The organism is Ensifer sp. NM-2 (assembly GCF_003024455.1).
Classification (GTDB): Bacteria; Pseudomonadota; Alphaproteobacteria; order Rhizobiales; family Rhizobiaceae; genus Ensifer; species Ensifer canadensis.
This window is the reverse complement of the sequence record NZ_PVZR01000001.1, coordinates 572,844-593,668: the sequence shown is the minus strand read 5'-3', so window position 1 is coordinate 593,668 and position 20,825 is coordinate 572,844. Positions and strand designations below refer to the sequence as shown.

At 61.3% G+C, this 20,825-nt stretch carries 23 protein-coding genes; 2 read left to right on the top strand and 21 right to left on the bottom strand.

The window, feature by feature from the left end; translation table 11 throughout:
* Window positions 1-48: 48 nt before the first annotated feature.
* The 9 genes from rem to C6558_RS02910 form a co-directional block, all read right to left on the bottom strand.
* Window positions 49-720: a transcriptional activator Rem gene (gene rem / locus C6558_RS02950; RefSeq protein WP_025425938.1), complete on the bottom strand. Its 672-nt coding sequence runs from the start codon at window positions 718-720 to the stop codon at window positions 49-51.
* Between the two features lie 270 nt (window positions 721-990).
* On the bottom strand, window positions 991-1,548 hold the full coding sequence (locus C6558_RS02945; RefSeq protein ID WP_025425937.1) for a transglycosylase SLT domain-containing protein: 558 nt from the start codon (window positions 1,546-1,548) through the stop codon (window positions 991-993).
* Window positions 1,499-2,956 (bottom strand): flagellar hook-length control protein FliK, encoded by a 1,458-nt coding sequence (locus C6558_RS02940; RefSeq protein WP_025425936.1) that lies wholly within the window; start codon window positions 2,954-2,956, stop codon window positions 1,499-1,501. Before C6558_RS02940 ends, C6558_RS02945 begins: the two co-directional genes overlap by 50 nt.
* Window positions 2,953-4,263, bottom strand: a complete 1,311-nt coding sequence (gene motC / locus C6558_RS02935; protein ID WP_025425935.1) for a chemotaxis protein MotC — start codon at window positions 4,261-4,263, stop codon at window positions 2,953-2,955. Before motC ends, C6558_RS02940 begins: the two co-directional genes overlap by 4 nt.
* Window positions 4,264-4,268: 5 nt before the next feature.
* Window positions 4,269-5,477 carry a MotB family protein gene (locus C6558_RS02930; RefSeq protein WP_025425934.1) on the bottom strand — a complete coding sequence of 403 codons (1,209 nt, stop codon included), beginning with the start codon at window positions 5,475-5,477 and terminating at the stop codon, window positions 4,269-4,271.
* The gene (locus C6558_RS02925) at window positions 5,474-6,127 is read right to left on the bottom strand and encodes a hypothetical protein (protein WP_025425933.1); all 654 of its coding nucleotides are present in this window, start codon (window positions 6,125-6,127) and stop codon (window positions 5,474-5,476) included. The genes C6558_RS02930 and C6558_RS02925 overlap by 4 nt, the downstream gene beginning before the upstream one ends.
* A 454-nt stretch (window positions 6,128-6,581) precedes the next feature.
* Complete coding sequence (locus C6558_RS02920) at window positions 6,582-7,550, bottom strand: flagellin (RefSeq protein ID WP_025425932.1); 969 nt, start codon at window positions 7,548-7,550, stop codon at window positions 6,582-6,584.
* A gap of 332 nt (window positions 7,551-7,882) precedes the next feature.
* On the bottom strand, window positions 7,883-8,803 hold the full coding sequence (locus C6558_RS02915) for a flagellin (RefSeq protein ID WP_107026827.1): 921 nt from the start codon (window positions 8,801-8,803) through the stop codon (window positions 7,883-7,885).
* Window positions 8,804-9,065: 262 nt separating this feature from the next.
* Window positions 9,066-9,986: a flagellin gene (locus C6558_RS02910; protein WP_107026826.1), complete on the bottom strand. Its 921-nt coding sequence runs from the start codon at window positions 9,984-9,986 to the stop codon at window positions 9,066-9,068.
* A gap of 84 nt (window positions 9,987-10,070) precedes the next feature.
* Between C6558_RS02910 and C6558_RS02905 the strand changes: the two genes are divergently transcribed.
* Together C6558_RS02905 and C6558_RS02900 are read left to right on the top strand one after the other, a co-directional pair.
* Window positions 10,071-10,337: a hypothetical protein gene (locus C6558_RS02905; RefSeq protein WP_128090457.1), complete on the top strand. Its 267-nt coding sequence runs from the start codon at window positions 10,071-10,073 to the stop codon at window positions 10,335-10,337.
* A 42-nt stretch (window positions 10,338-10,379) separates the two neighbouring features.
* Window positions 10,380-12,305 carry a glycosyl transferase gene (locus C6558_RS02900; RefSeq protein ID WP_051509153.1) on the top strand — a complete coding sequence of 642 codons (1,926 nt, stop codon included), beginning with the start codon at window positions 10,380-10,382 and terminating at the stop codon, window positions 12,303-12,305.
* Between the two features lie 285 nt (window positions 12,306-12,590).
* Here the strand turns inward: C6558_RS02900 and fliP are convergent, their stop codons facing one another.
* The 12 genes from fliP to fliI form a co-directional block, all read right to left on the bottom strand.
* A complete protein-coding gene (gene fliP / locus C6558_RS02895; protein ID WP_025425927.1) occupies window positions 12,591-13,328 on the bottom strand; it encodes a flagellar type III secretion system pore protein FliP in 738 nt (245 codons plus the stop codon).
* 8 nt (window positions 13,329-13,336) lie between these two features.
* On the bottom strand, window positions 13,337-13,834 hold the full coding sequence (gene fliL, locus C6558_RS02890) for a flagellar basal body-associated protein FliL (protein WP_107026825.1): 498 nt from the start codon (window positions 13,832-13,834) through the stop codon (window positions 13,337-13,339).
* Window positions 13,835-13,852: 18 nt separating this feature from the next.
* A complete protein-coding gene (gene flgH / locus C6558_RS02885) occupies window positions 13,853-14,563 on the bottom strand; it encodes a flagellar basal body L-ring protein FlgH (RefSeq protein WP_025425925.1) in 711 nt (236 codons plus the stop codon).
* Window positions 14,560-15,096 (bottom strand): MotE family protein, encoded by a 537-nt coding sequence (locus tag C6558_RS02880; protein ID WP_025425924.1) that lies wholly within the window; start codon window positions 15,094-15,096, stop codon window positions 14,560-14,562. The genes flgH and C6558_RS02880 overlap by 4 nt, the downstream gene beginning before the upstream one ends.
* Window positions 15,093-16,208: a flagellar basal body P-ring protein FlgI gene (locus C6558_RS02875; RefSeq protein WP_025425923.1), complete on the bottom strand. Its 1,116-nt coding sequence runs from the start codon at window positions 16,206-16,208 to the stop codon at window positions 15,093-15,095. The genes C6558_RS02880 and C6558_RS02875 overlap by 4 nt, the downstream gene beginning before the upstream one ends.
* Window positions 16,205-16,717 (bottom strand): flagellar basal body P-ring formation chaperone FlgA, encoded by a 513-nt coding sequence (gene flgA, locus C6558_RS02870; protein ID WP_025425922.1) that lies wholly within the window; start codon window positions 16,715-16,717, stop codon window positions 16,205-16,207. Before flgA ends, C6558_RS02875 begins: the two co-directional genes overlap by 4 nt.
* Window positions 16,718-16,734: 17 nt before the next feature.
* A complete protein-coding gene (flgG, locus tag C6558_RS02865; RefSeq protein WP_025425921.1) occupies window positions 16,735-17,523 on the bottom strand; it encodes a flagellar basal-body rod protein FlgG in 789 nt (262 codons plus the stop codon).
* 11 nt (window positions 17,524-17,534) lie between these two features.
* Complete coding sequence (locus C6558_RS02860) at window positions 17,535-17,876, bottom strand: flagellar hook-basal body complex protein FliE (protein WP_025425920.1); 342 nt, start codon at window positions 17,874-17,876, stop codon at window positions 17,535-17,537.
* The gene (flgC, locus tag C6558_RS02855) at window positions 17,876-18,295 is read right to left on the bottom strand and encodes a flagellar basal body rod protein FlgC (protein ID WP_025425919.1); all 420 of its coding nucleotides are present in this window, start codon (window positions 18,293-18,295) and stop codon (window positions 17,876-17,878) included. Before flgC ends, C6558_RS02860 begins: the two co-directional genes overlap by 1 nt.
* A 5-nt stretch (window positions 18,296-18,300) precedes the next feature.
* Window positions 18,301-18,681 (bottom strand): flagellar basal body rod protein FlgB, encoded by a 381-nt coding sequence (gene flgB / locus C6558_RS02850; protein ID WP_025425918.1) that lies wholly within the window; start codon window positions 18,679-18,681, stop codon window positions 18,301-18,303.
* A 173-nt stretch (window positions 18,682-18,854) separates the two neighbouring features.
* Window positions 18,855-19,412, bottom strand: a complete 558-nt coding sequence (locus C6558_RS02845) for a hypothetical protein (protein ID WP_025425917.1) — start codon at window positions 19,410-19,412, stop codon at window positions 18,855-18,857.
* Entirely contained in the window at window positions 19,412-20,812 is a 1,401-nt protein-coding gene (gene fliI / locus C6558_RS02840; RefSeq protein WP_025425916.1) for a flagellar protein export ATPase FliI, read from the bottom strand. The genes C6558_RS02845 and fliI overlap by 1 nt, the downstream gene beginning before the upstream one ends.
* Window positions 20,813-20,825: the final 13 nt, after the last annotated feature.

Below are 20,825 nucleotides of genomic sequence, written 5' to 3'. Positions count from 1 at the left end.
CCTTGCGTGAACCTGTCTTAGGTACGCCCTGACCCGCCTAGCCGCGCCTTAGTTCCAGTCGATGCAGTAGCCAAGGAACCGCTTGGAATCGATCGGGTCGAAGCCCAACTTCTTGCGCAGTTTCTTGCGCAGCTTGCTGATGTGGCTTTCGACGACGTTCTCCTCGACGTCTTCATCGAAGATTCCGTAAATCGCGTTGAAAATCTGAGACTTGGAGACTCGGCGCCCGCGGTTGGAGACCAGATATTCGAGAATGCGGCGCTCGCGGCGTGGCAATGCGAACACGTCGCCGTTGATCTCCGGATCGCGGCCATCTGCAAAGACGCGGATCGGGCCGATGTCGGTGTAGTTGTTGATGGCTTTCAGGCGGCGACGGATCGCCGCAACGCGTGCCAGGATCTCGCGGGGGTGAACCGGCTTGCGAACGACGTCGTCGACGCCGCAGTCGAACAACGCCAGGGTGTTTTCGAGCGAAGGCGTATCGCTGACCGCAATGACGGGCGCCATCGACCGGTCGCGGATCGCGCGCGGCAAGGCAAAGGTGCTGTCACCCTGGCCGATCAGAAACGCTTCGACCGCGTCGATATCCGAATCTGCCGCCGCATTCACCCACTCGCCGAACTCCTTGGGATCAAAGCCCGTCGAGGGAATTCCTTCACGCCCGAAAAGCGACGTGTAGCCGTCTTTCACGAGTTCTCTATCGTCAACCACTACGATCATTCGTCCGCCTCCGAATCAGTATGGCACCGCACTGATTGAGAGGTACGAATCGAGGGATTCATGAACAACTAGAGGAAGTTAATGGGTGGAATTAATAATTGATTAACCATATCGCGCCGATTTGATCTACATCTAGTGGCTAAGCGTTAACGGTCACACTAAAATAATGTGGAAAAGTTAACGGCTTGCGACAAAACCACTTGCCGTCACATTCTCCACGCATTGTCGCCACAATGCAGAATGACCCGTAATCAAACAATCATTGGTTGCTTATTGACAGAACTGCGTGGCATTCGGCGTCCACTTGCCGTAGCCCGTCGCGACCAGATTCGCGATCACCCGGCAGACATATTTCTTCTGCGCCGGGTCGTTGTTCGGGCCGGCATGATACCGTGCGACGGCCATTGTCCAGCTCTCATGCTTCGCTCGAAGGTTGGACAGGAAGCGCGCGGCATATTCGACATTCTTGCGAGGGTCAAGCATCTCCGTCGGCGATGCGAACTGATCGCCATGGAAGTGGTAATTTATCTGCATGCAACCGAGATCGATGAGCTTGGCACCCTGCGCCTGAGCGTTGGCAAATCGAACGAGAACATCCTGCGTGCTGGTGCCGAAATAGGCCTTACCTTCGATATTCATTGCGTAGGGTTGCAGCGACCCCTTGCGGCCGGTTTCCGTCAATCCGACGGAGTAGAGTATGCCGGCCGGAATGCCGTATTTGGATGCTGCCGAGATGATTTCACGTTCGCAGATTCCAGTGTCGGCACCGGCGAATGCGCTACATGTAGACGTGACCAGTGCGAGAACGCTCAGTGCCGGCAACCGCATCATCCGTACCGCCATTGCCAACCCGCCTTTCCGCCACTGAACCCTGGCTGTCGCCATCCTGTCGCTGCCGCCCCTGCCCGCTACCGTCCTCGGCGCGATCGCGGCCCTGCTGGCCCGCCTGGGCCTGCGGCTGCGAGCTGCCGCCGCCCGTCGATGTATCGCTGCCCGAATTGAACACGACGTTGATCTGATCGACCGCGAAGCCCTGGGCTCGCAGCGCCTTGACCATTTCGCTCTGGTCGTCGCGCAGCTGGCGGAAGGCTTCGCCGTTCTCCACCTTCAGCTCGACCTGCAGCTCGTCGTCCTTCAACCGCAACGTTGCGGTGACGAGGCCAAGCTCGATCGGATGCATCTGGATCTTGAGCGTGTTCAAGGTCTTGCCGGCCTGCGTCCAGGCACCCGGCTGGCCGAGGGCAGCACTCGGCTGCAACGACTGGGCAAAGCCCGCGTCGCCGGCGATCGCGTTGGCGACATTGGTGGAATTGCTGTTCATCGAAATGCCGAGATAACGGCGAGCTTCGAGCACGGTGACGTTCTCAGCCTTGGCATTTGACCGCGCGGCGTCAACCGTCGCCCGTTCGCCGTCCTTCGATATGCTCATCGAAATCGCCTGCCCCTTGCCATCGGCGCGGGCGAAGCGGAACAACCGGTCGGTGCCCTGTTCGCCATCGGCACCTTCGGCACTCGCACCATGGGCATCGATCATCTCGCCATGCCCAGCGCCCTTGGCGCCGCGTTCACCGAGGGCATGGACGCCAGCGGCGCCGGCCGAGCCACCTTGGGCATCAGCACGCGTCGACGGCATGGCGTTGCCGCCGAGCAGCGTCAGCAGGTCGTCTACGCTGGCGCTTGGGGAAGTCTTGGCATCTGAAGCCGCGGCCGCATCAGTTGGCTCGCCGTCTGCACCCTGCGCGCCGTTTGCCTGGCCCCTACCCAAGCCGCGCGACAAACCCGCTATGCCGGCGGCCAATTCGTCGGCGTCGGCGGCAACCGTCTCATTCGCCTGTTCGCGCGCCCGCGCCGCCTTGGCAGCAACACGCTTGGCGTCTCGTCCACGCTCCGCGAGCGAGAACCGCTCGTTCTGAGCATTGTGATTGTCGAGCAACGGATCTTCCGGATCCCCAGGTGCACGATTGTGCGCCTGCTTGGAGATCGAGATCTTGGCGTCGCCGCCTTTAATGCCGCCATTGCCAATCAAGGTCGCAGCTCCAGAGTTTTCGCCTTCGGCCGCCTCGCCGTTGCCGGCGGACGAACCTTGTCCGCCCTGACCGTTCGCCTTCTGGCGCCCAGCGGTTGCGACGGCGTCCTCGAAGGCGCCGGGGGCTTGCTCCTTGCCGCCCGCACGTGCGCCCGGCTTGCCCGTCTGGGACTGAGGTGGTGCGCGCAGGCTTTCGTCGAGAGCTCTCATTTGCCTTCCCCCCTTAGCAGCGCATCGATCTCCTCCAACTTGGACCGCCCCTTGGCCACGAAACCGTCGTGAGCAGGATCGGAGGCGTCGGCAGTCTCAGCGCTGGCCTGTGTCGTCTCGCCAGCTTCTGGGGCGCTGGCATCAGCCGCCGGGCTACCGAACGGGCTCATGCCGCTTCCCGTTTCCGCACCTTCGATCTGCTCGACTGGCGTGGCTGGTCTAACCGGTCTAGCGGAGAACGCTTGCGTGAGGCTTTCATCGTCCGGTGGTCTGACAACGGCCTCTGCAACTGCCTTTGCCGCGTCACGCAGGGCTCGGTCACGCGGAGAAAGCTCAGCGTCCGGGATCGCGGCGATGCTCTGTGTTGCGGCAAAGACGTCAGACGACGGTACCGACGCCAGCCCGGCGTAAAAATTGGCGAGCACACGCGGCTCGGACGCACCGTCGGCTGCGAGCTGCTCGGCCCGTTCCGAGGCAAGCTTTGCCAAGGATTGCTTTCCGCTGATAGCCGCACGTCGTGCGACGCGAAGATAGACCTCGCGCTGGCGCGGCGCATCCATGAAAGTCAGGATTTCGGAAATCCGTTCGTGCGCCGCCTCGTCGAAATGCCCGACGGCCAGCTCGACGAAGACGTCGGCGAATTGGCTGGCATAGGGCGACGTCAGGTATCGGCGGGCGTAGTTCAGGGCATAACGAAATCCCTTGTCAGGCATGTTCGCCTGCACAGCAAGGAAGACCGAGCGACGAAGCGCCGCCTCCTCGATAATCGTTCCCGGAGCAGTCAATCGCGCCCAGTCGTAGAACTTCATCGCCCCGACCGGGTCCTGCTGAGATGTGGCATTGCCGAGGATCAGGAACAGGTAGGGACCAACACGGGAATTGCGGTACTCGGGCGCCGCCTTCGACAGGCTCTCGACGATCAGGCCACCCTTGCCGCCGAGATATTGCCTAAGCGCGTCAGTAACGCGCGAATCGAAATTGCCATCGACATCATGGTCGGCGAGATAGTTGAGTGTTTCCGGATTACCGCCGCTCATGGCGTAGACAAGTGCCGCATCGACATTGCGCGGATCGCGGAACACGGACGCATCCGCAGCCCTGAGCCGCTTGTCGATCGCACCCAGCATGAAGCGCTGCATCTCGATGGCAGAATGATCGCCGAGCACCACCGAGTCCTGCACGTATTGCAGCGACCGGATCATCTTGAAGGGTGCAAGCTCCTCGAGGTCGTTGGCATCCGCCATTCCCGCCGAAAGCGGGATGGCCAGTGCCGACATCATCAAGGCGGATCGCAAGCGTCGCAGCATCGGTTCTAACCCTTAGCCGACTGCAGCAGGATTTCGATACGGCGGTTGCCGGGCGCATAGGGATCGCCAGGGATCTGTAGCCGCCGGTCGGCAAAGCCGCTGATCTGGCTGACGCGATCTTCCTTGAGACCACCGCGAACGAGCATGTAGTAGGCGCTCTGGGCGCGCGCAGCCGACAGGCGCCAGTTGTCATAGGTGCCGTCCTTGAACGGACGACCATCGGTGTGGCCACGGATGGCGACAACGCCCTGGCGCTCAGACAGCAGCCGGCCGATCTTCTCCATGGCCATGACAAGTTCCTTCTGCGGCACGGCCGAGCCGACGGCAAACATCTGGGAATCCGTCTGTTCGCTGATCGTCAACAGCAGACCGCCTTCAGCCGGCGTCACGACGAGGCCCTCTGCCAGTTTGCCGGCATCGCCTCCGAGCTCCCTCTTGATCTCGGCCTTCAATTCCTCGGCCTGCGCTGCGGCATCCGGTTTGGCAAGTTCTGCCTCTTCGGCATCAGTCTTACCGGCGTCGGCCGGCTTCCCTTCGGCCTTTTGTTCTTCGGCGGTCTTCTGCAATGGCGCTGCGCCGCTCGCCATCGCCGCCTTGGACGCCAAGGCGACGTCCTTCTCGGTGGTGTTGCCGGCATCCTTGACTTCGACCTGTTTGGTCCAGAAGTCCGGGTCGAATGGATCGCGAAAGGCCTCGCCGCCTTCCGCCCCGGTCGACGGCCCGGACTGCGCCGCACCGCCGTCACCCTTGACGCTGATGTTTGCCTGCTGGCCGACTTCCTGCGCGATTTCCGAAAGCACCGAATAGGGATTCTCGAAGAAATCGGCGTCGGAGTATTTCGTTTCCTCGCCCGAGGTTGCGGTCAGCTGGTCGCCGGTCTTGGCCGAGCCGCCCGATTTTTCCTGCTCGCCGTCGACCTTCGATCGCTGCTGTGTCTCTTCGCCCTGCGCATCCTTGGCAGGATCCTTCAAGCCACGCTCAGCGGGCTTCTGGTCGGTCAGCTGCACCGGGTTGAAATAGGAGGCGATGGCCGCCTTCGTCTCCTCGTTGGCGGCATTGATCAGCCACATGACGAGGAAGAAGGCCATCATCGCCGTCATGAAGTCGGCGTAGGCAATCTTCCAGCCGCCGCCGTGATGCTCGCCATGACCGCCACTCACTCGTTTGACGATGATGATTTCGTTCTTGCCGTTGTGATGGCTTTCGTCGCTCATGCGAGGACCTTCCGGACAGTGTCGGCCCAAGCCGCCATTCTTGTAACGAGGATCGTCTCATCCATTTCGATGGCGAGGTCGATGTCGTTGGTTTCAACGTGGCGGAACACCGGCATGTCGTCGCCGAGGCTGCTCTTCAATGCTTCGAACAGGGGAAGCGGACCCTTGATGGTGATCGCACAGCCTTCGCCAGCGATAATTCCCTGCCGGATCATCTGCGCCATATCGGCAACGGCGCGCTGCGCGAGCGCCTCCTCCATGACAGGTGCAAGCACCCGGGCGGTCTGGTCACCCAGCGAAACCGCCAGATGCTCGGTCATCTCCTGAAACCGTCCGGCCATGCGACTTGCGGCCTCGTCCTCGAGGCGCCTGGTCAGGGCCTCGATTTCGGCCGCGTGGGCCGCCTGGAGATCGGCGATCTGATTGCCGTGTTCGAAGGCAAGCTCCGCCGACGCTTCGGCGCGGCCCTGCTCGAAAGCCTCGCGCCGTTCGGCTTCGACATCGATCTGCGGCGCAGCCGCTCGCGACGTGTGCCGGTCGCCATCGGAGTAGTCTGTATCCAGATCGGGGAAGTATTTCTGCGGCATCATCGACAATTCGACTTTCGGCGCACTGAAATCCTTGAGATAGCGGGACAGCATCGCGCTCATGGCTGGAACCTCGATGCGCGCAGCACGATAGAAGGCGATCCCCGTCTGCCCGACAGGCGCCGCCCTACGGCGCAGAATTCCCATGATCCTGACACTGCTGAAATGTCTCCCTCGGGTCCGGTCACCGATAGCGGCGAACCCTGCATTCTTTGACTTACAGCGGCCGGGCACGGGAATTTTCATTCCGGCGGCAGACCGATGCAGGCGGCGGCGCAAATCTCATATTGGCCGGCAGTCATCCGACAGGACTGCGAGGGAACGCTATTCGGTCAAACTTGTGCGAAAATGAATGTGTTGGACCGCGCCAGGGCAATTAGCGCGGTCCAACCGTTTCCACCGGGTGCCGTGACCGACGACGTGGCAGAACTCAACTCGATTCGATATCCGCCTTCTCGGCGGGCACGGACGGGCGGTCCCAAACCGGCGGAACCAAGGCGCCACCGGCTGGAAAACCTTACTGCTGGAAGAGGCGCAGGATGTTTTCGGAGTTGGTATTGGCGATCGACAGCGCCTGAATGCCGAGCTGCTGCTGCGTCTGCAGCGCCTTCAAGCGCGTCGATTCCTCATTCATGTCGGCATCGACCAGACGACCGACGCCCTTGTCGATCGTATCCATCAGGTTGGCGACAAAGCTTTCCTGCATGTCGATACGCTTGGTGATCGCGCCGAGTGTCGAACCGGCGTCCGTCAGCTGCCCGAGGATCTTGTCGACGACGCGGATCATCGCGTCCATTTCCGTGGGCGCGGTCGTCGCAGTCAGCTTGATTTCGGTGCCGGTCGGCGGCGCAGCCGGCGGGGCGACGATCAGATAGTACGGTGCGGCGGTGCCGGTCGGCGTCTGCTGCAGCTGGTCGGCATCATAGGCCCTGGTCAGCAGGCCGCGCGCCGCGCTGCCCGTGTCGATCAGCATCGATTGCGCCGTGTCGAAATCGAGCGTCGTGATGGAAACATTGCCGTTTCCGTCGCGGTTGAAGGAAGCGACGACCGACTTCGTGCCGACGGCGGCTGTATTGGTATTGTAGAGCCAGTTCTCGCTCGAGAACGACGCCGATTGTGCGGCGGACATGAGCTGGTTCTTCAGCTCGGTGATTTCCTTGTTGATCTTGAGCTTGTCGACGCCGGGCTCGCGCGCGGCGACGAGCTTGGTCTTGATTTCGGTGACGACGTCGATCGACGCCTTCATCGCCGCATAGGCAGTGTCGACCTTCGCCGCACCGAGACCAAGCGCATCCTGAACGGTGGAGAGTGCGGCGTTGTCCGAGCGCATGGTGGTCGCGATCGACCAATAGGCGGCGTTGTCGGCTGCTGTCTGCACGCGGTAGCCGGACGAGATTCGCTCCTGCACTTCGGCCATATTGGTGTTGATCGAACGCAACGTCTGAAGTGCGGCCATGGCGGCCGTGTTGGTCATGATGCTGGTCATTGGTCACTTGCCCCGAAAGATTTTCTGAGAACATTCCGGAGTGATTGACCGGCAGCGACGGGACCAGCGTCATGCGAACCGCCCCTGTTTTGCCCTGGGGGCGACCCTTCGCTCTTAACGAATGTGTAACGATTGTTTGGTTAACAAACGGTTAACGCCATTCATAAGTCAGTAACGAAGGTGAACAAAAATAAGGGAATATGAAGCAGGCGTTAACGGCAAAAGACAACGCCCCGGTAACGCAAAAACCGCGCCGTCCTTTCGGGCGGCGCGGCTTCCTGGAGGTCATGATCATGACGGGCGCAGATGCGTCCGTCATACCTATGCGCTGATTAACGGAACAGCGACAGGATGTTCTGCGAGTTGGTGTTGGCAATCGTCAGGGCCTGGATGCCGAGCTGCTGCTGCGTCTGCAGAGCCTTCAGGCGGGTCGACTCTTCGTTCATGTCGGCGTCAACCAGCTTGCCGACGCCCGATTCGATCGAGTCCATCAGGTTGTCGACGAAGTCCTTCTGGAGGTCGACGCGCTTGTTGACCGCACCGAGGTCTGCAGCAGAGTCAGTCATGCTCTTCAGGACGGTGTCAACGCCGCTGAGGTAATTGGCCAGTGTCGTTGCCGTTACGCCAGTGCTGATGTCGAGGGTCAGAACGCTGACGCCGGCGATGGCCGTGCCAGTGGAGTCCTTGAGTGCGTCTGTGAGCAGGCCGTTTGCTGTTGCTGCTTCGTCGATCAGCATGGTCTTGGTCGTGTCGACGTCGAGCGTCGTCAGGCTGACATTGCCGTTGGAGTCACGGTTGAACGAACCGACGATCGACTTCGTGCCCGGAGCAGTTGCGCCGGAAGCGGTGTAGAGCCAGTTTTCGCCGGAGAACGAAGCGGACTTGACGACGCTCTTAAGCTGTTCCTGAAGCTGCGTGATTTCCTTCTGGACCTTGGACTTGTCAACGCCCGGCTCGCTGGCAGCAACCAGCTTTGCCTTGATTTCGTCGACGACCGAGATCGCGGCTTTCATGCCGGTGTAAGCAACGTCGGTCTTGGCTGCGCCGAGGCCGAGTGCGTCCTGAACCGTGCCGAGGGCCTTGTTGTCCGAACGCATGGTCGTTGCGATCGACCAGTAAGCGGCGTTGTCGGAAGCGTTACCAACGCGGTAGCCGGACGAAATACGGTCCTGCGTCGTTTCCATCGAGGAATTGATCGAACGCAGCGTGGAGAGTGCGGCCATTGCCGCGTTGTTGGTCATGATAGACGTCATTGGCTGAGTGCCCCTTGGGAAAACTGGATTGAAAGGGACATTCCGGGATTACCGGGAACCGGCGGCCAGCTTCATGCCTGCTAACGCGTTAATCTTGTTGGTTAACCCGCCGTTTCGATAGCCACAGAAAACACCAAGATGGTTAACGAAGCTTGAAGCCGCAGACGAAAAAAACATACCGACAAAAGAAAAACCGCGCCTCGATGGAGACGCGGTTTTTCGTTTTGCAGTCCGGGACCGAAGTCGCCGGTGTCTGGACCGCTTAGCGGAACAACGACAGGATGTTCTGCGAGCTGCTGTTGGCGATCGAGAGAGCCTGGATGCCGAGCTGCTGCTGCGTCTGCAGAGCCTTCAGGCGGGTCGACTCTTCGTTCATGTCGGCGTCAACCAGCTTGCCGACGCCCGATTCGATCGAGTCCATCAGGTTGTCGACGAAGTCCTTCTGGAGATCGACGCGCTTGTTGACGGCGCCGAGGTCCGAAGCGGCATCGGTCATGCTCTTCAGGACAGTGTCGACACCGCTGAGGTAGTTGGCCAGTGTCGTTGCCGTTACCCCAGTGCTGATGTCGAGGGTCAGAACGCTGACGCCGGCGATGGCCGTGCCAGTGGAGTCCTTGAGTGCGTCTGTGAGCAGGCCGTTTGCTGTTGCTGCTTCGTCGATCAGCATGGTCTTGGTCGTGTCGACGTCGAGCGTCGTCAGGCTGACGTTGCCAGAAGCGTCACGGTTGAACGAACCGACGATCGACTTCGTGCCCGGAGCAGTTGCGCCGGAAGCGGTGTAGAGCCAGTTTTCGCCGGAGAAGCCAGCGGACTTGACCACGCTCTTCAGCTGATCCTGCAGCTGCGTGATTTCCTTCTGGACCTTGGACTTGTCAACACCCGGCTCGCTGGCAGCAACCAGCTTTGCCTTGATTTCGTCGACGACCGAGATCGCGGCTTTCATGCCGGTGTAAGCAACGTCGGTCTTGGCAGCGCCGAGGCCGAGTGCGTCCTGAACTGTGCCGAGGGCCTTGTTGTCCGAACGCATGGTCGTTGCGATCGACCAGTAAGCGGCGTTGTCGGAAGCGTTACCAACGCGGTAGCCGGACGAAATACGGTCCTGCGTCGTTTCCATCGAGGAATTGATCGAACGCAGCGTGGAGAGTGCGGCCATTGCCGAGTTGTTGGTCATAATAGAAGTCATGAGACTGTCCCTCAAATTTACAAGGTTACACGGTTGGGGACATGCCGGACTGAATACGTCTACCGGCAATGACGGACCGGCTTCATGCCACTCGGCTCCGCTCACTCAAGTGAAGGAAACCAAACCCGTCATGTGAAGGTGAATATCCCTCCCAAAGCTTGCGATTTCATTAAGGCGGAAGGATATTTTCTAAGCAAAATCCTATGGTTAACGGCACGTTACTTTGCCGCCACCCCGTCGCCCGCGAATGACTTCATCGACATCGCGTTTATTGGCAAACAATACGCAAATCGCTCAGCAATCCCGCTTGGGGCAAGGTTTCTGCTTCAAAACAACACCCTGGAACATTGACGTTGCACAGGCTCGCGCGGTGACAACGGTTGCGCTTATCCCATGGAGCTTCCCTTGAACGCCCACACCATCTTCTCTTCCGCTTCGCGGCAGTATCAAAAAGGCCAGTACACCGAGGCGCTCGATACCCTCAATCAGCTGCTCGATCTTACCCGTGATGCCAAGACCTATGCGCTTCTGGCAAAGGTACTGCTGAAGCTCGGCTTCCGGAGCGATGCTGCACAAGCCTATCAGCTGGCCGGCGAAGAAGGCGGATTGCGTTCGGAGCATTTCCTGGCCGAGGCCATGAAGCTGCATTTCGCCTGCGGCAATGATGATCAGGCCTTAAGCCTCGGCCGGCCCTTGCTCGAGCAGGCAAAGACCGATCCCGAACTTGCCTACATCATCGTGACCTTGTTCCTGAAGCGCGACCAGGCCGACATTCTCAGCCCTTTCAAATCGACACTCTCGGCGAGCGCGCGGCAGGAACACCAGGTGCTGGCGGCAAAGCTGCTGACGTCGGATGTCGGAAACAACGATGATCGCGAGATCGTCACCAACCTGTTCCGGCGGACGCCATCGAACCCGGTCCTGCTGTCGGCTTATCTCGTTTTCATGCAGGAAGTGAACAACTTCAACGAAATCGAAAACTATGCGCAGGCGCTGGAGCGTGCGATCCAGGCGACCAACCGCAAATTTCTGCGCGCGGAAACGCCTTTCTACAATGTGCACTGGTGCCGCGATGAAAAGTTGAACCGCCTGGCCGCTGCGCTTGATCAGCCGTTCCCACCAACATTGCCCGAGGAACGCCGCAAGATGCAGCACGTGTGGGGCAAAAAGATACGGCTGGGTTACCTTTCGAACGACTTCTGGGGACCGCACGCGACGATGAAGCTCCTGCAAGCCGTGCTGACCTTGCATGATCGCGAGAAATTCGACGTGACGCTCTTCTGCTACACGCCGGAGAAACACCTCGCCGTTGCTGGCGAAGGGCGTCAGACCTGGGGCAAAATCGTCCGCATCGAAAACCTTTCCGACGAGCAGGCCGCCCAGACGATCCGCGACGAGCAGATCGATATCCTCGTCGATCTCAAGGGCCATACGATGAACAGTCGCGTTGCCATACTCAACCACAAGACCGCACCTGTGCAGGCGACATGGCTCGGTTTCCCCGGCACCACCGTCAACGTCGATCTCGACTACATCATCGGCGACCGTCACGTCCTTCCCGATGGCAGCGAGGACCACTACTACGAGCGGTTCTGCCGGTTGCCCGAGACCTACCAGCCGAACGACCCTGCCGGCCGGCCACGGCCGGCAGCGATGACACGCACGCAAGCGGGCCTGCCGGAAGATGCTTTCGTCTACGCATCGTTCAACGCCAACCGCAAGATCACCGTCGAAACCATGAAGGCATGGGCTGGGATCCTGCGCAGGACGCCTGACAGCGTTCTCTGGCTGATGTGCCCCAAGCCGGAAGCCCAGGCTCATATTCTTCGGCGTTTCCAGAGCTACGGCATCGCCACAAAACGCATTATCTTCTGCGCGAAGGTCGAGTACGAACAACACTTGGCGCGTATCCCAGTCGCCGACCTCGGCCTCGACACTTTCCCCTGTAACGGACACACCACGACGTCGGAGCAGTTGTGGATGGGCTTGCCGGTGCTGACGCCAAAGGGCACGCACTTCGCCTCGCGCGTCAGCGAAAGCCTGCTGCGCGCAATCGGCGTGCCGGAACTCGTTGCCGCCGATGTCGACGACTATGTCGGGCAGGCGATCGCCCTTTACGAGACCCGCGGCAAGGTAGCCGAATACAAGCAGAAGCTCGCCGACAACCGGCTGCAGATGCCGCTCTTTGATGCGGAACGCTTCTGCCGCCACCTCGAGCAGGCCTATGAGGCGATGGCCGACCGCGCGAAGAAGGGATTGGAGCCTGCTCTCATCGACGTGCCGGCACTGCCGGTACGTACAGGATCGTTCGCACAGTAAAGTCAGAAGGCGGGCTCAACCGCCGGCACATCATAACCCTCCTGAACCCCGCCCATCCGGCGGGGTTTTTCGTTCGGCTTTACGCAAGAACCGGCGCGTTGCTTACAGCTTAGCTCAGCGCATCAAACACAGCGCGACAAGGGCAAGACAACGTTTCAAACTCACCGGCTGGTGCCTGGGTCGATGACACTTGAGGATATTTCTGCAGCAGCCGCGGCCACGCACAGGAGACGGCGCGTGGCGACAAGCCAAGGCTGAAAGAACGAAGAGGAGCGGGTTCGCTGGTCAGCTGAACGAGCGTACCAGGCTGCCGACGAGCAGGTTCCAGCCGTCGATCAGCACGAAGAAGAGGATCTTGAACGGCAGGGAGATCGCCGTTGGTGGCAGCATCATCATGCCCATCGCCATGGTGATGGTGGCAACGATCAGGTCGATCACCAGGAATGGCAGCATGATGAGGAAGCCGATCTCGAAGCCGCGGCGGATTTCCGAGATCATGAAGGCGGGAACGACGGCGCGCAGGTCGACCTTGTCGTTGACGACGACGGTCTGGCCCTTTTCCTTGGCTATATCGATGAAGAGCTGCAGATCCTTGTCGCGGGTATTGGCGAGCATGAATTCGCGGAACGGCTCGGCGATGCGCGGCAGCGCTTCCGTTTCCGTAATCTGATTCTTCATCAGCGGGTCGATGCCGTCGCGCCAAGCGCGGTCGAAGGTCGGAGCCATGACGTAGAAGGTCATGAACAGCGCCAGCGAAACCATGATCATGTTCGACGGTGTCGTCGCCAGGCCCATGCCGGTGCGCAGGATGGCAAAGGCGATCACGAAGCGCGGAAAGCTGGTGACCATGATCAGGATGCCGGGCGCCACCGAAAGAACGGTCAGAAGGCCGAACGTCCGGATGATCCAGGAGGCGGCCGATCCGTCGATGGGCGTGTTCAGGATGTCAGAGGGAAAACTCTGGGCGCCGGCAATTCCGGACATCGCCATCATGGCGACTATGAAGGCGATGAGCCGGATCATTTAGCGAATCATTGAATGACGAAGGTTCTGAACATAACATTGGTTACGCGCCCATCCGAGCGCAGGTCAACCCGCTCCTGAATGTCATCCCGGAGATATTGAAAGCCGCGCGGCCCCTGGATCTGCTGCAGCGACACGGTTTTCAGATAGGCGGCGATATCCTGGTGTAGCTGCTCGGCCATCGCCGGGTCCGGGACACCGTCGAACTGCAACGCCACCTCGAGCCGGATCCAGTTTTCCGAGGGGTAGGCAAGGTTCGTGGTGATCGGGTCAAGCTGGACGACGCCGTTGGCTTCCGTCGCGATCTTCGGAACGCCCTCCTCGCCGGTTGCGTTCGGAGCTGTGTCCTTGGTCGCCTCCACCTGCTCCTTGGGCGGCGGCGGCGCCAGCATGGCGCCGACCAGCCAGCCGCCGCCGCCGGCGACGAGCGTCAGGACGGCAACGATGGCGATCGTCATCACCTTCGACGGTGATTTCACGGGCGCGGCGGTATCGAATTCTTCCATCTTGCCATTCCCTGCCGATCAGATCGGCGAAATCAGGTCCATGATCTGCTGGCCGTAAGGCGGCTGCTGCACTTCGGTCAGGCGGCCGCGACCACCATAGGAAATGCGTGCCTCGGCAATCCGGTCGTAGGAGATCACGTTCTCGGAGTCGACGTCCTGCGTGCGCACGATACCAGCGACATTGAGGATGCGAAGCTCTTGGTTGACGCGAACTTCCTGCGAACCGCTGATCAGAAGGTTGCCGTTTTCGAGCACGCCGGTGACGACTGCCGCGACAAGCAGCTGGAGCTTTTCGGCCCGCTCGGTCGAGCCGTCGCCTTCGGTCTTGGTGTTCGAGCCGTATTTCAGGTCACCCGACCAGCCAAAGCTGCTGGCTTCCGACTGCCCGCTCGCGCCGATGTTGAAGCCGCTGGTGTTCTTGCGGCTGCGATCGGTCTTGTTGTCGAACGACGCCTTGTCGTTGATGGCGATCTCGACCGTCAGGATGTCGCCGACGTTAAGCGCGCGTGCATCCTTGAAGAGCGCCGACTGCTGGTCGTTCCAGAGCGAGAAACCGTTGGCGACATGGCGCGGCTCCTTGGGATACATCGCCAGCTGCGGTGTCTGGGTATATTGCAGACCGCTGCCGATCGGGCTCATGGCGGGGGCACGGCCGATCTCGTTGATGGCCTGGTTCTGACATCCTGCGAGGAGGCCCGCGGCCAATATGGCCGTTAGACGCATTTTCATGATGGTTCCTTCGAGGTGTTCGGATCGCTGGCACTCGAGATGATGTTGGTCAGGATGGCGGCCTTCTCGTCGCTCATCTCGCTGAGGATCAGCGACGACTGCCGCGCCGGCAGCTGCATGACGATCGCGGCGGCAATCTCCGGACGGACCAATTCAAGTTTGCCCGCGGCAGCATCCGGCTTCATCGTCTTGTAGATGCCGACGAGGCCAATCTCGGCCTGCTTGAGGAAGTCGTTGCGGCGCTTCAGCCAGTCTTCATACTCCTCGCGCCGCTTTTCGAGCGTCGCGATCCGGTCGTCGACATTCGCCTGAAGAGCCTCGAGTTCCTTGCGCTGCAGCACGTAGCGCTGGTCGCGGGCAGCATCGGCGATGTTGGTGCAGAACTGCTGGATTTCGTTGGCTGTGGCGTTGCTGGCGGGCGGCGCGGTGACGTCCTGGGCGAAGGCGCCGGGCATCGCCAGCATCGACGCGACGGCAACCGATGCGAGCAGGATGTTGCGGGATCTTCCGAGAAGGCGGTCGATGTTCATCATTGCAGGACAAGCTCCGCCTGAAGGGCCCCGGCCGTCTTGATGCTCTGCAGGATGGCGATGATGCCGTCCGGCTTGACGCCGATGTTATTGAGACCGGCAACGAGCGACCGCAAACTGGACCCATTGAGAATGGCGACCGTGCCGCCGTCGGATTGAGCATCGATGGTGGTGTTCGGCTCCATCGCCGTCTGGCCGCGCGCGAACGGCAGCGGCTGAACCACCGTCGGCGTCTCGCTGACCTCCACTGTCAAGGTGCCATAGCTGACGGCCACCTCGTTGACGCGCACGTCCTGACCGATGACAATCGTGCCCGTGCGTTCGTTGATGACGACCCTTGCAGGGACGTCCGTTTCGATGACGATGTTCTCGATCTCCGCCATCAGCCGCGCAAGGTCGGCCATCTTCGGCTTTTCGACGAGAACGGCCTGCGAATCCCGGGCTTCGGCGATGCGGCCGCCATATCGCGCCGCGGCATATTTGTTGATCGCCGCGGCCATGCCGACCGCGGTGGAGAAGTCGGGGTTGCGCAGCTGCAGCACGAGGTTGAAGCCGTCCTTGAATTTCGACGGTAGCTCGCGCTCGATGATGGCGCCGTTCGGCACGCGCCCTGACGTCGTGACGCCCTGGTTGAGCGTTGCCGCGTCGCCTTGCGCATTGAAACCGGTGACGACGACCGACCCTTGCGCGACCGCATAAATCTGGCCGTCGGCGCCCGAGAGCGAGGTCATCACCAGGGTACCACCGCGCAGGGAGGTGGAATCGCCAAGCGATCCGACGGTCACGTCGACGCGGCTGCCGGGGCTGGCAAAGGGCGGCAGGTTCGCCGTGACGAGAACGGCGGCGACATTGCGCGTGCGCGATTCTCCGCCCTGGGTCGAAATGCCGAGGTTCTGCAGCATGGCGCGCATCGATTGATCGGTAAACGGCGACGCGCGCAGGCTGTCACCCGTTCCCTGAAGGCCGACGACGAGGCCGTAGCCGATGAGCTGGTTGTCGCGGCCGGCCTGCAGCGAGGCAACGTCCTTGATTCGCGACGCGCCAAAGGCGGGCGTCATCGCTGTGGACAGCGCGACGGCCAGCGTCAGGAACCATTTGCAGGCAAGCATTTTCATTTCGCCACCACATGTATCGTGCCGTCGGCCATCACCGTTCCGGAAACGATAACGCCAGTATCAATGTTGCGAGCCCGGATCAGATCGCCGACCGCGGCGTCCTGAAGGGGCGAACCGGCCGCGCTGATGGTGAGACCACCATTGCTGAAGATCAGACGGACGGTGGAGCCGCGCTCGACCGCATATTGCTCGCGCAGCGCGGAGGCCAGGATGACGCGGCCGGGGAGCAGCGTGCGCTTGCTTACCTTGCCGTCGATCTCGCTCAACGTCCTGACATAACCATCCGTCAGATCGGGATTGGTCACATCAACGATCTCGACCCGGCTCGCGTCGATCGCTTCGCCTGGGTAAATCGTCTGCTTGGGGATGACTGCCGTCAGCCGTTCCGCAAAGCCTGCCGAAGGCGACAGGAAAGCGGCGGCGAGCAAAATGCCCGCCACCACGTGCCGCGCCCTTGGCGCGGAACCGTCCTTCTGAGCTGTCATTCCTGCGGCTCGGCGAAACGTCATGTTTGCCCCCTCTTCCGTTATCTGAGGTTCTTGCTCACCGTAGCCGCCATCTCGTCGGCGGCCTGGATAATCTTGGAGTTCATCTCATAGGCGCGCTGGGCCGAGATCAGGTCGGTGATTTCCTTGACCGGATCGACGTTCGACGCTTCGAGATACTTCTGCTTGATCAGCGCAAAACCCGGATCAGCCGGCGTGCCGACGATCGGCTCGCCGGAGGCCGGCGTCTGCTTGAACAGGTTTTCGCCCTGCGGCTCGAGACCCGCTTCATTGACGAAGTTGGCAACCGTCAGCTGGCCGATTTCCTGCATCGCCGGATCGTTACCGATGCGCACCATTACCTGGCCGGAGCTGGTGAAGGCTATTTCGGTGGCGTCCTGCGGAACGGTGACGCCCGGCACGACGGTGTAGCCGTCGATCGTCACCAGCTGGCCCTGGGCATTCTTGTTGAAGGCGCCCGCACGGGTATAGACCGTCTCGCCATCGGGCGTTTCGACCTGGAACCAGCCACGGCCGACCAGCGCGAGGTCGTAGTCGTTGCCGGTGCTGACCAGGCTGCCCTGGATATGCAGGTTGCGCACGGCGGCCGTCTGGACGCCGAGACCGATGATCGCACCTTCCGGAACGATCGCCTGGTTGGAGCGGTTCGGCACGCCCTGGGCGCGCTCGGTTTGATAAAGCAGGTCGGAAAACTCTGCGCGGGCACGCTTGTAGCCGGTGGTGTTGATGTTCGCGATGTTGTTCGCGATCACTTCGAGGTTCAGCTGCTGGGCGTTCATGCCGGTTGCGGCAATGGAAAGGGCCTTCATGTCTCGTTCCTTCAGATCTGCATGCGCGCGATTTCGAGGTAGGCGGTCACCACCTTGTCGCGGATCGCGATTGCGGTCTGGAGTGACTGTTCGGCGTTCATCACCGCATCGACGACTTCACGGGTGTTGGCCTGGCCGCGGATGCCGTCGAGCGATGCGCCTTCGGCTTTCTTCATCGCGCCGATAGCGTCGGTCGCCATGTCGCCGAGAACCGAGGCAAAGCTCTGGGATTGCGGGGCCGCCGGGGTGGCGCTGGCCGCACCGAAGACCGACGACGAAGAGGACGTAAGGCGGGTACCTTCGGCCTCTTTCATGACCGAAAATGCGCCGACAGAATTAATTGCGTCGATCATTATTGTGATGCTCTCAACAGGTCGATTGTTTGGGAAACCAGGTCGCGCGACTGCTTGATCGTCTGCAGGTTGGCCTCATAGGCGCGGTTGGCTTCGCGCATGTCGGCCATTTCAACCAGGATGTTGACGTTCGGCATCTTGACCATGCCCTTCTCGTCGGCGGCCGGATTGCCCGGGTCGAACTCGATGGTGAAGTCAGAATCATCGGTGCCGAGCCGCTCGATCTCGACGAGCGATGCGCCGCTGGCCCTGTCGACCTCGGCTGCAAAGCTGATGGTCTTGCGCCGGTACGGGTCGGCGCCGGGTGCGTCGCCGGAGGAGCGTGCATTGGCGATGTTTTCGGAAACGATGCGCAGGCGGGTCGATTCTGCTTGCAGACCGGAGGCCGAGACCTTCATGGCCGAAGTCAAAGGATCCATGGTTGTTACTTCCGTACCGTCATGAGCATCATACGGTGAAACGCTTTGACGAGCCCGGCACTGAGCTCGTAGTCGCGCTTGATCTCACCGGTCTTCATCATTTCCTGCTCGATCGCGACGCTGTTGCCGGATTGCTGGATCTGAACGCCGTCAAGCATGCCGACCTCAGCCACCTGCGAGGCTTCGAGGCTCTCGGTGAAGTGCGCCTTGTGGGTCGCGGCCATCTGGATGCCGGTGCTTTCCAACACGCTTTCGAACGGCTTGACGTCCTTGGCCTTGTAGTGCGGCGTATTCGCGTTGGCGATGTTGCCGGCCACCACGTTCTGGCGGACGGTCAGCCACTGGGCCTGCCGGGACGCGAGTTCGAAAAGCTGAATCGGTTGCATCAAAAGCTCCATGCTTGGTGATGCGAACCTAGGTCGGTAATCTTGCGTGGGACTTGTCGTCGGAAACGAGCTTGGTGCTGATGCCGGAACGCATCCAAAACACGCAGGACATTATCCGTTGCGGACAGTGACGAACCCGCAACGGAGAAGAACGATCGGAAAATGGGGGCCGGTCAGTCGGCCTGGTAGACCTCGCCGCCCGACGTGATCATCACCCAGCGGCCATCGCGCTCTTCAAGCGTCGCCAGCCGGCTGTTGTCCGGCAGGATCGAACCGATGCGCACGATATACATGCCGGTCGTATCCTCGATCAGAGCCCGACCGTTGGCGACATGCATCAGCTTGAAGCCGGATTTGCCTGGGAATGGCTGCTCGAGCCCCTCCTTCGGAGCGGTCCCCTCGACGGCCGGGCCGCCGCCAAGGCTTGGAACGGTCGCCGTCGTCAGTTGGTCGATTGCCGCGACGGTTTCTCCGTCCATATCGGACATTGCCAACGGCGATACTGACAGGACGCTACGCGCTGGCTTCTCCGGCAGATCACGCGTCGAGCCCTGCCACAACGGCGGCATCGTGAACTTGTCCTGATTGAAAAAGGCGTACCAGGGAAAGAAGGTCGCAAGGGCCGCCAGCATGATGCCGGTTGCGGCCAGCGCCTTGTCGATCATCGGCATGCCGGATTCGCGCTTGCGCTGGCGGATCGTTTCGTCGGCGTCGTAGTCGGTCACACCCATCACCTCGGCCTCATCCCTGCAGCACCCGGCTGATTGCCCATTGCCGCGGCCTTCAGCGCACCGGCAAGATCGGAAAAAGCATCCTGCGTCGGCGGCTCGCTCGCCGTCTGTGTCAGCACGTCGTAGATCACCGGCACCTGCTTGATCGCCATGTCGAGATCGGGATCGCCACCCGGGCGATAGCCGCCGATCAGGCGCAGGTCGCGCGTTTCCTCGAAGCGGTGGATCAGCGCCTTCAGCCGCGACACCAGCTTTTCCTGGTCCGGCGTCCAAGCCTTGCGTGCCAGACGGGAGATCGACGCCAGCGGATTGATCGGCGGATAGCGGCCTTCTTCCGCCAGGCTGCGTTCGAGCACGATGTGCCCATCGAGAATGCCGCGCGTCGAGTCGGCGATGGGATCGTTGTGGTTGTCGCCGTCCACCAGGATCGAGATGATCGCAGTGATGGTGCCGGCGCCCTCAGCGCCGGGACCAGCACGCTCAAGCAGGCGCGGCAATTCGGTAAAGACCGAGGCCGGATAGCCGCGGGCGATCGGCGGCTCGCCTGATGCGGTCGCCACTTCGCGGATCGCATGGGCGAAACGGGTGACACTGTCGACGATCAACAGCACGTTGTCGCCGTTGTCACGATAGTGCTCGGCAATGGTGACGGCGGTCAGCGGCGCCATCTTGCGCAGCATCGGGCTTTCGTCGCTGGTCGCGACAACGGCAACCGATTTGGAAAGATTGTCGCCGAGCGTGTCCTCGATGAATTCGCGCACTTCGCGGCCGCGTTCGCCGACCAGCGCGATGACCACCTTGTCGAAGGCATCGGCGCGCGCAAGCATCGACAGCAGCGTCGATTTGCCGACACCGGAACCGGCAAAAATGCCGAGGCGCTGTCCGAGGCAGAGCGGCGAAAAGATATCGATCGCCCGCACACCGGTGCGGAACCCCTGCTCCACACGCTTGCGGGTCATCGACGGCGGTGCCGTGTTGGAAATCGAGCGGCGGACGTCGCCCTGCAGCAGCGGACCGAGGCCGTCGATCGGCTCCGCAAGCGCGTTGATCGCCCGGCCGCACCATTGGTCGGTCGGCGCGATGCGGAAGGCGCCCTTGCGGATGACTGTATCGTGGATGCCGATCGGATCGCCCGGCTCGATCGGGCAGACGACCACGCGTTCAGGCTCGACGCGCACCACTTCGCCGAGATGCGTTCCAGTCGAACTCTTGTGCGCGACGAAATCGCCGAGCCGGACATGTCGCGACAGGCCGGTCACCGTATAGTGGCCCGGAGAGATCGTCTGGACGTGGCCGCCCGGCGCAATCGAATGTTCAGGTTTGGCGTAGCGTTCGACCAGGCCGGCAAGGGCAGCCAGCGATGTCGATGCGGCGCTCGTCTTCAGGCCTTCGCGTTCCATACCGTTTCCCGTC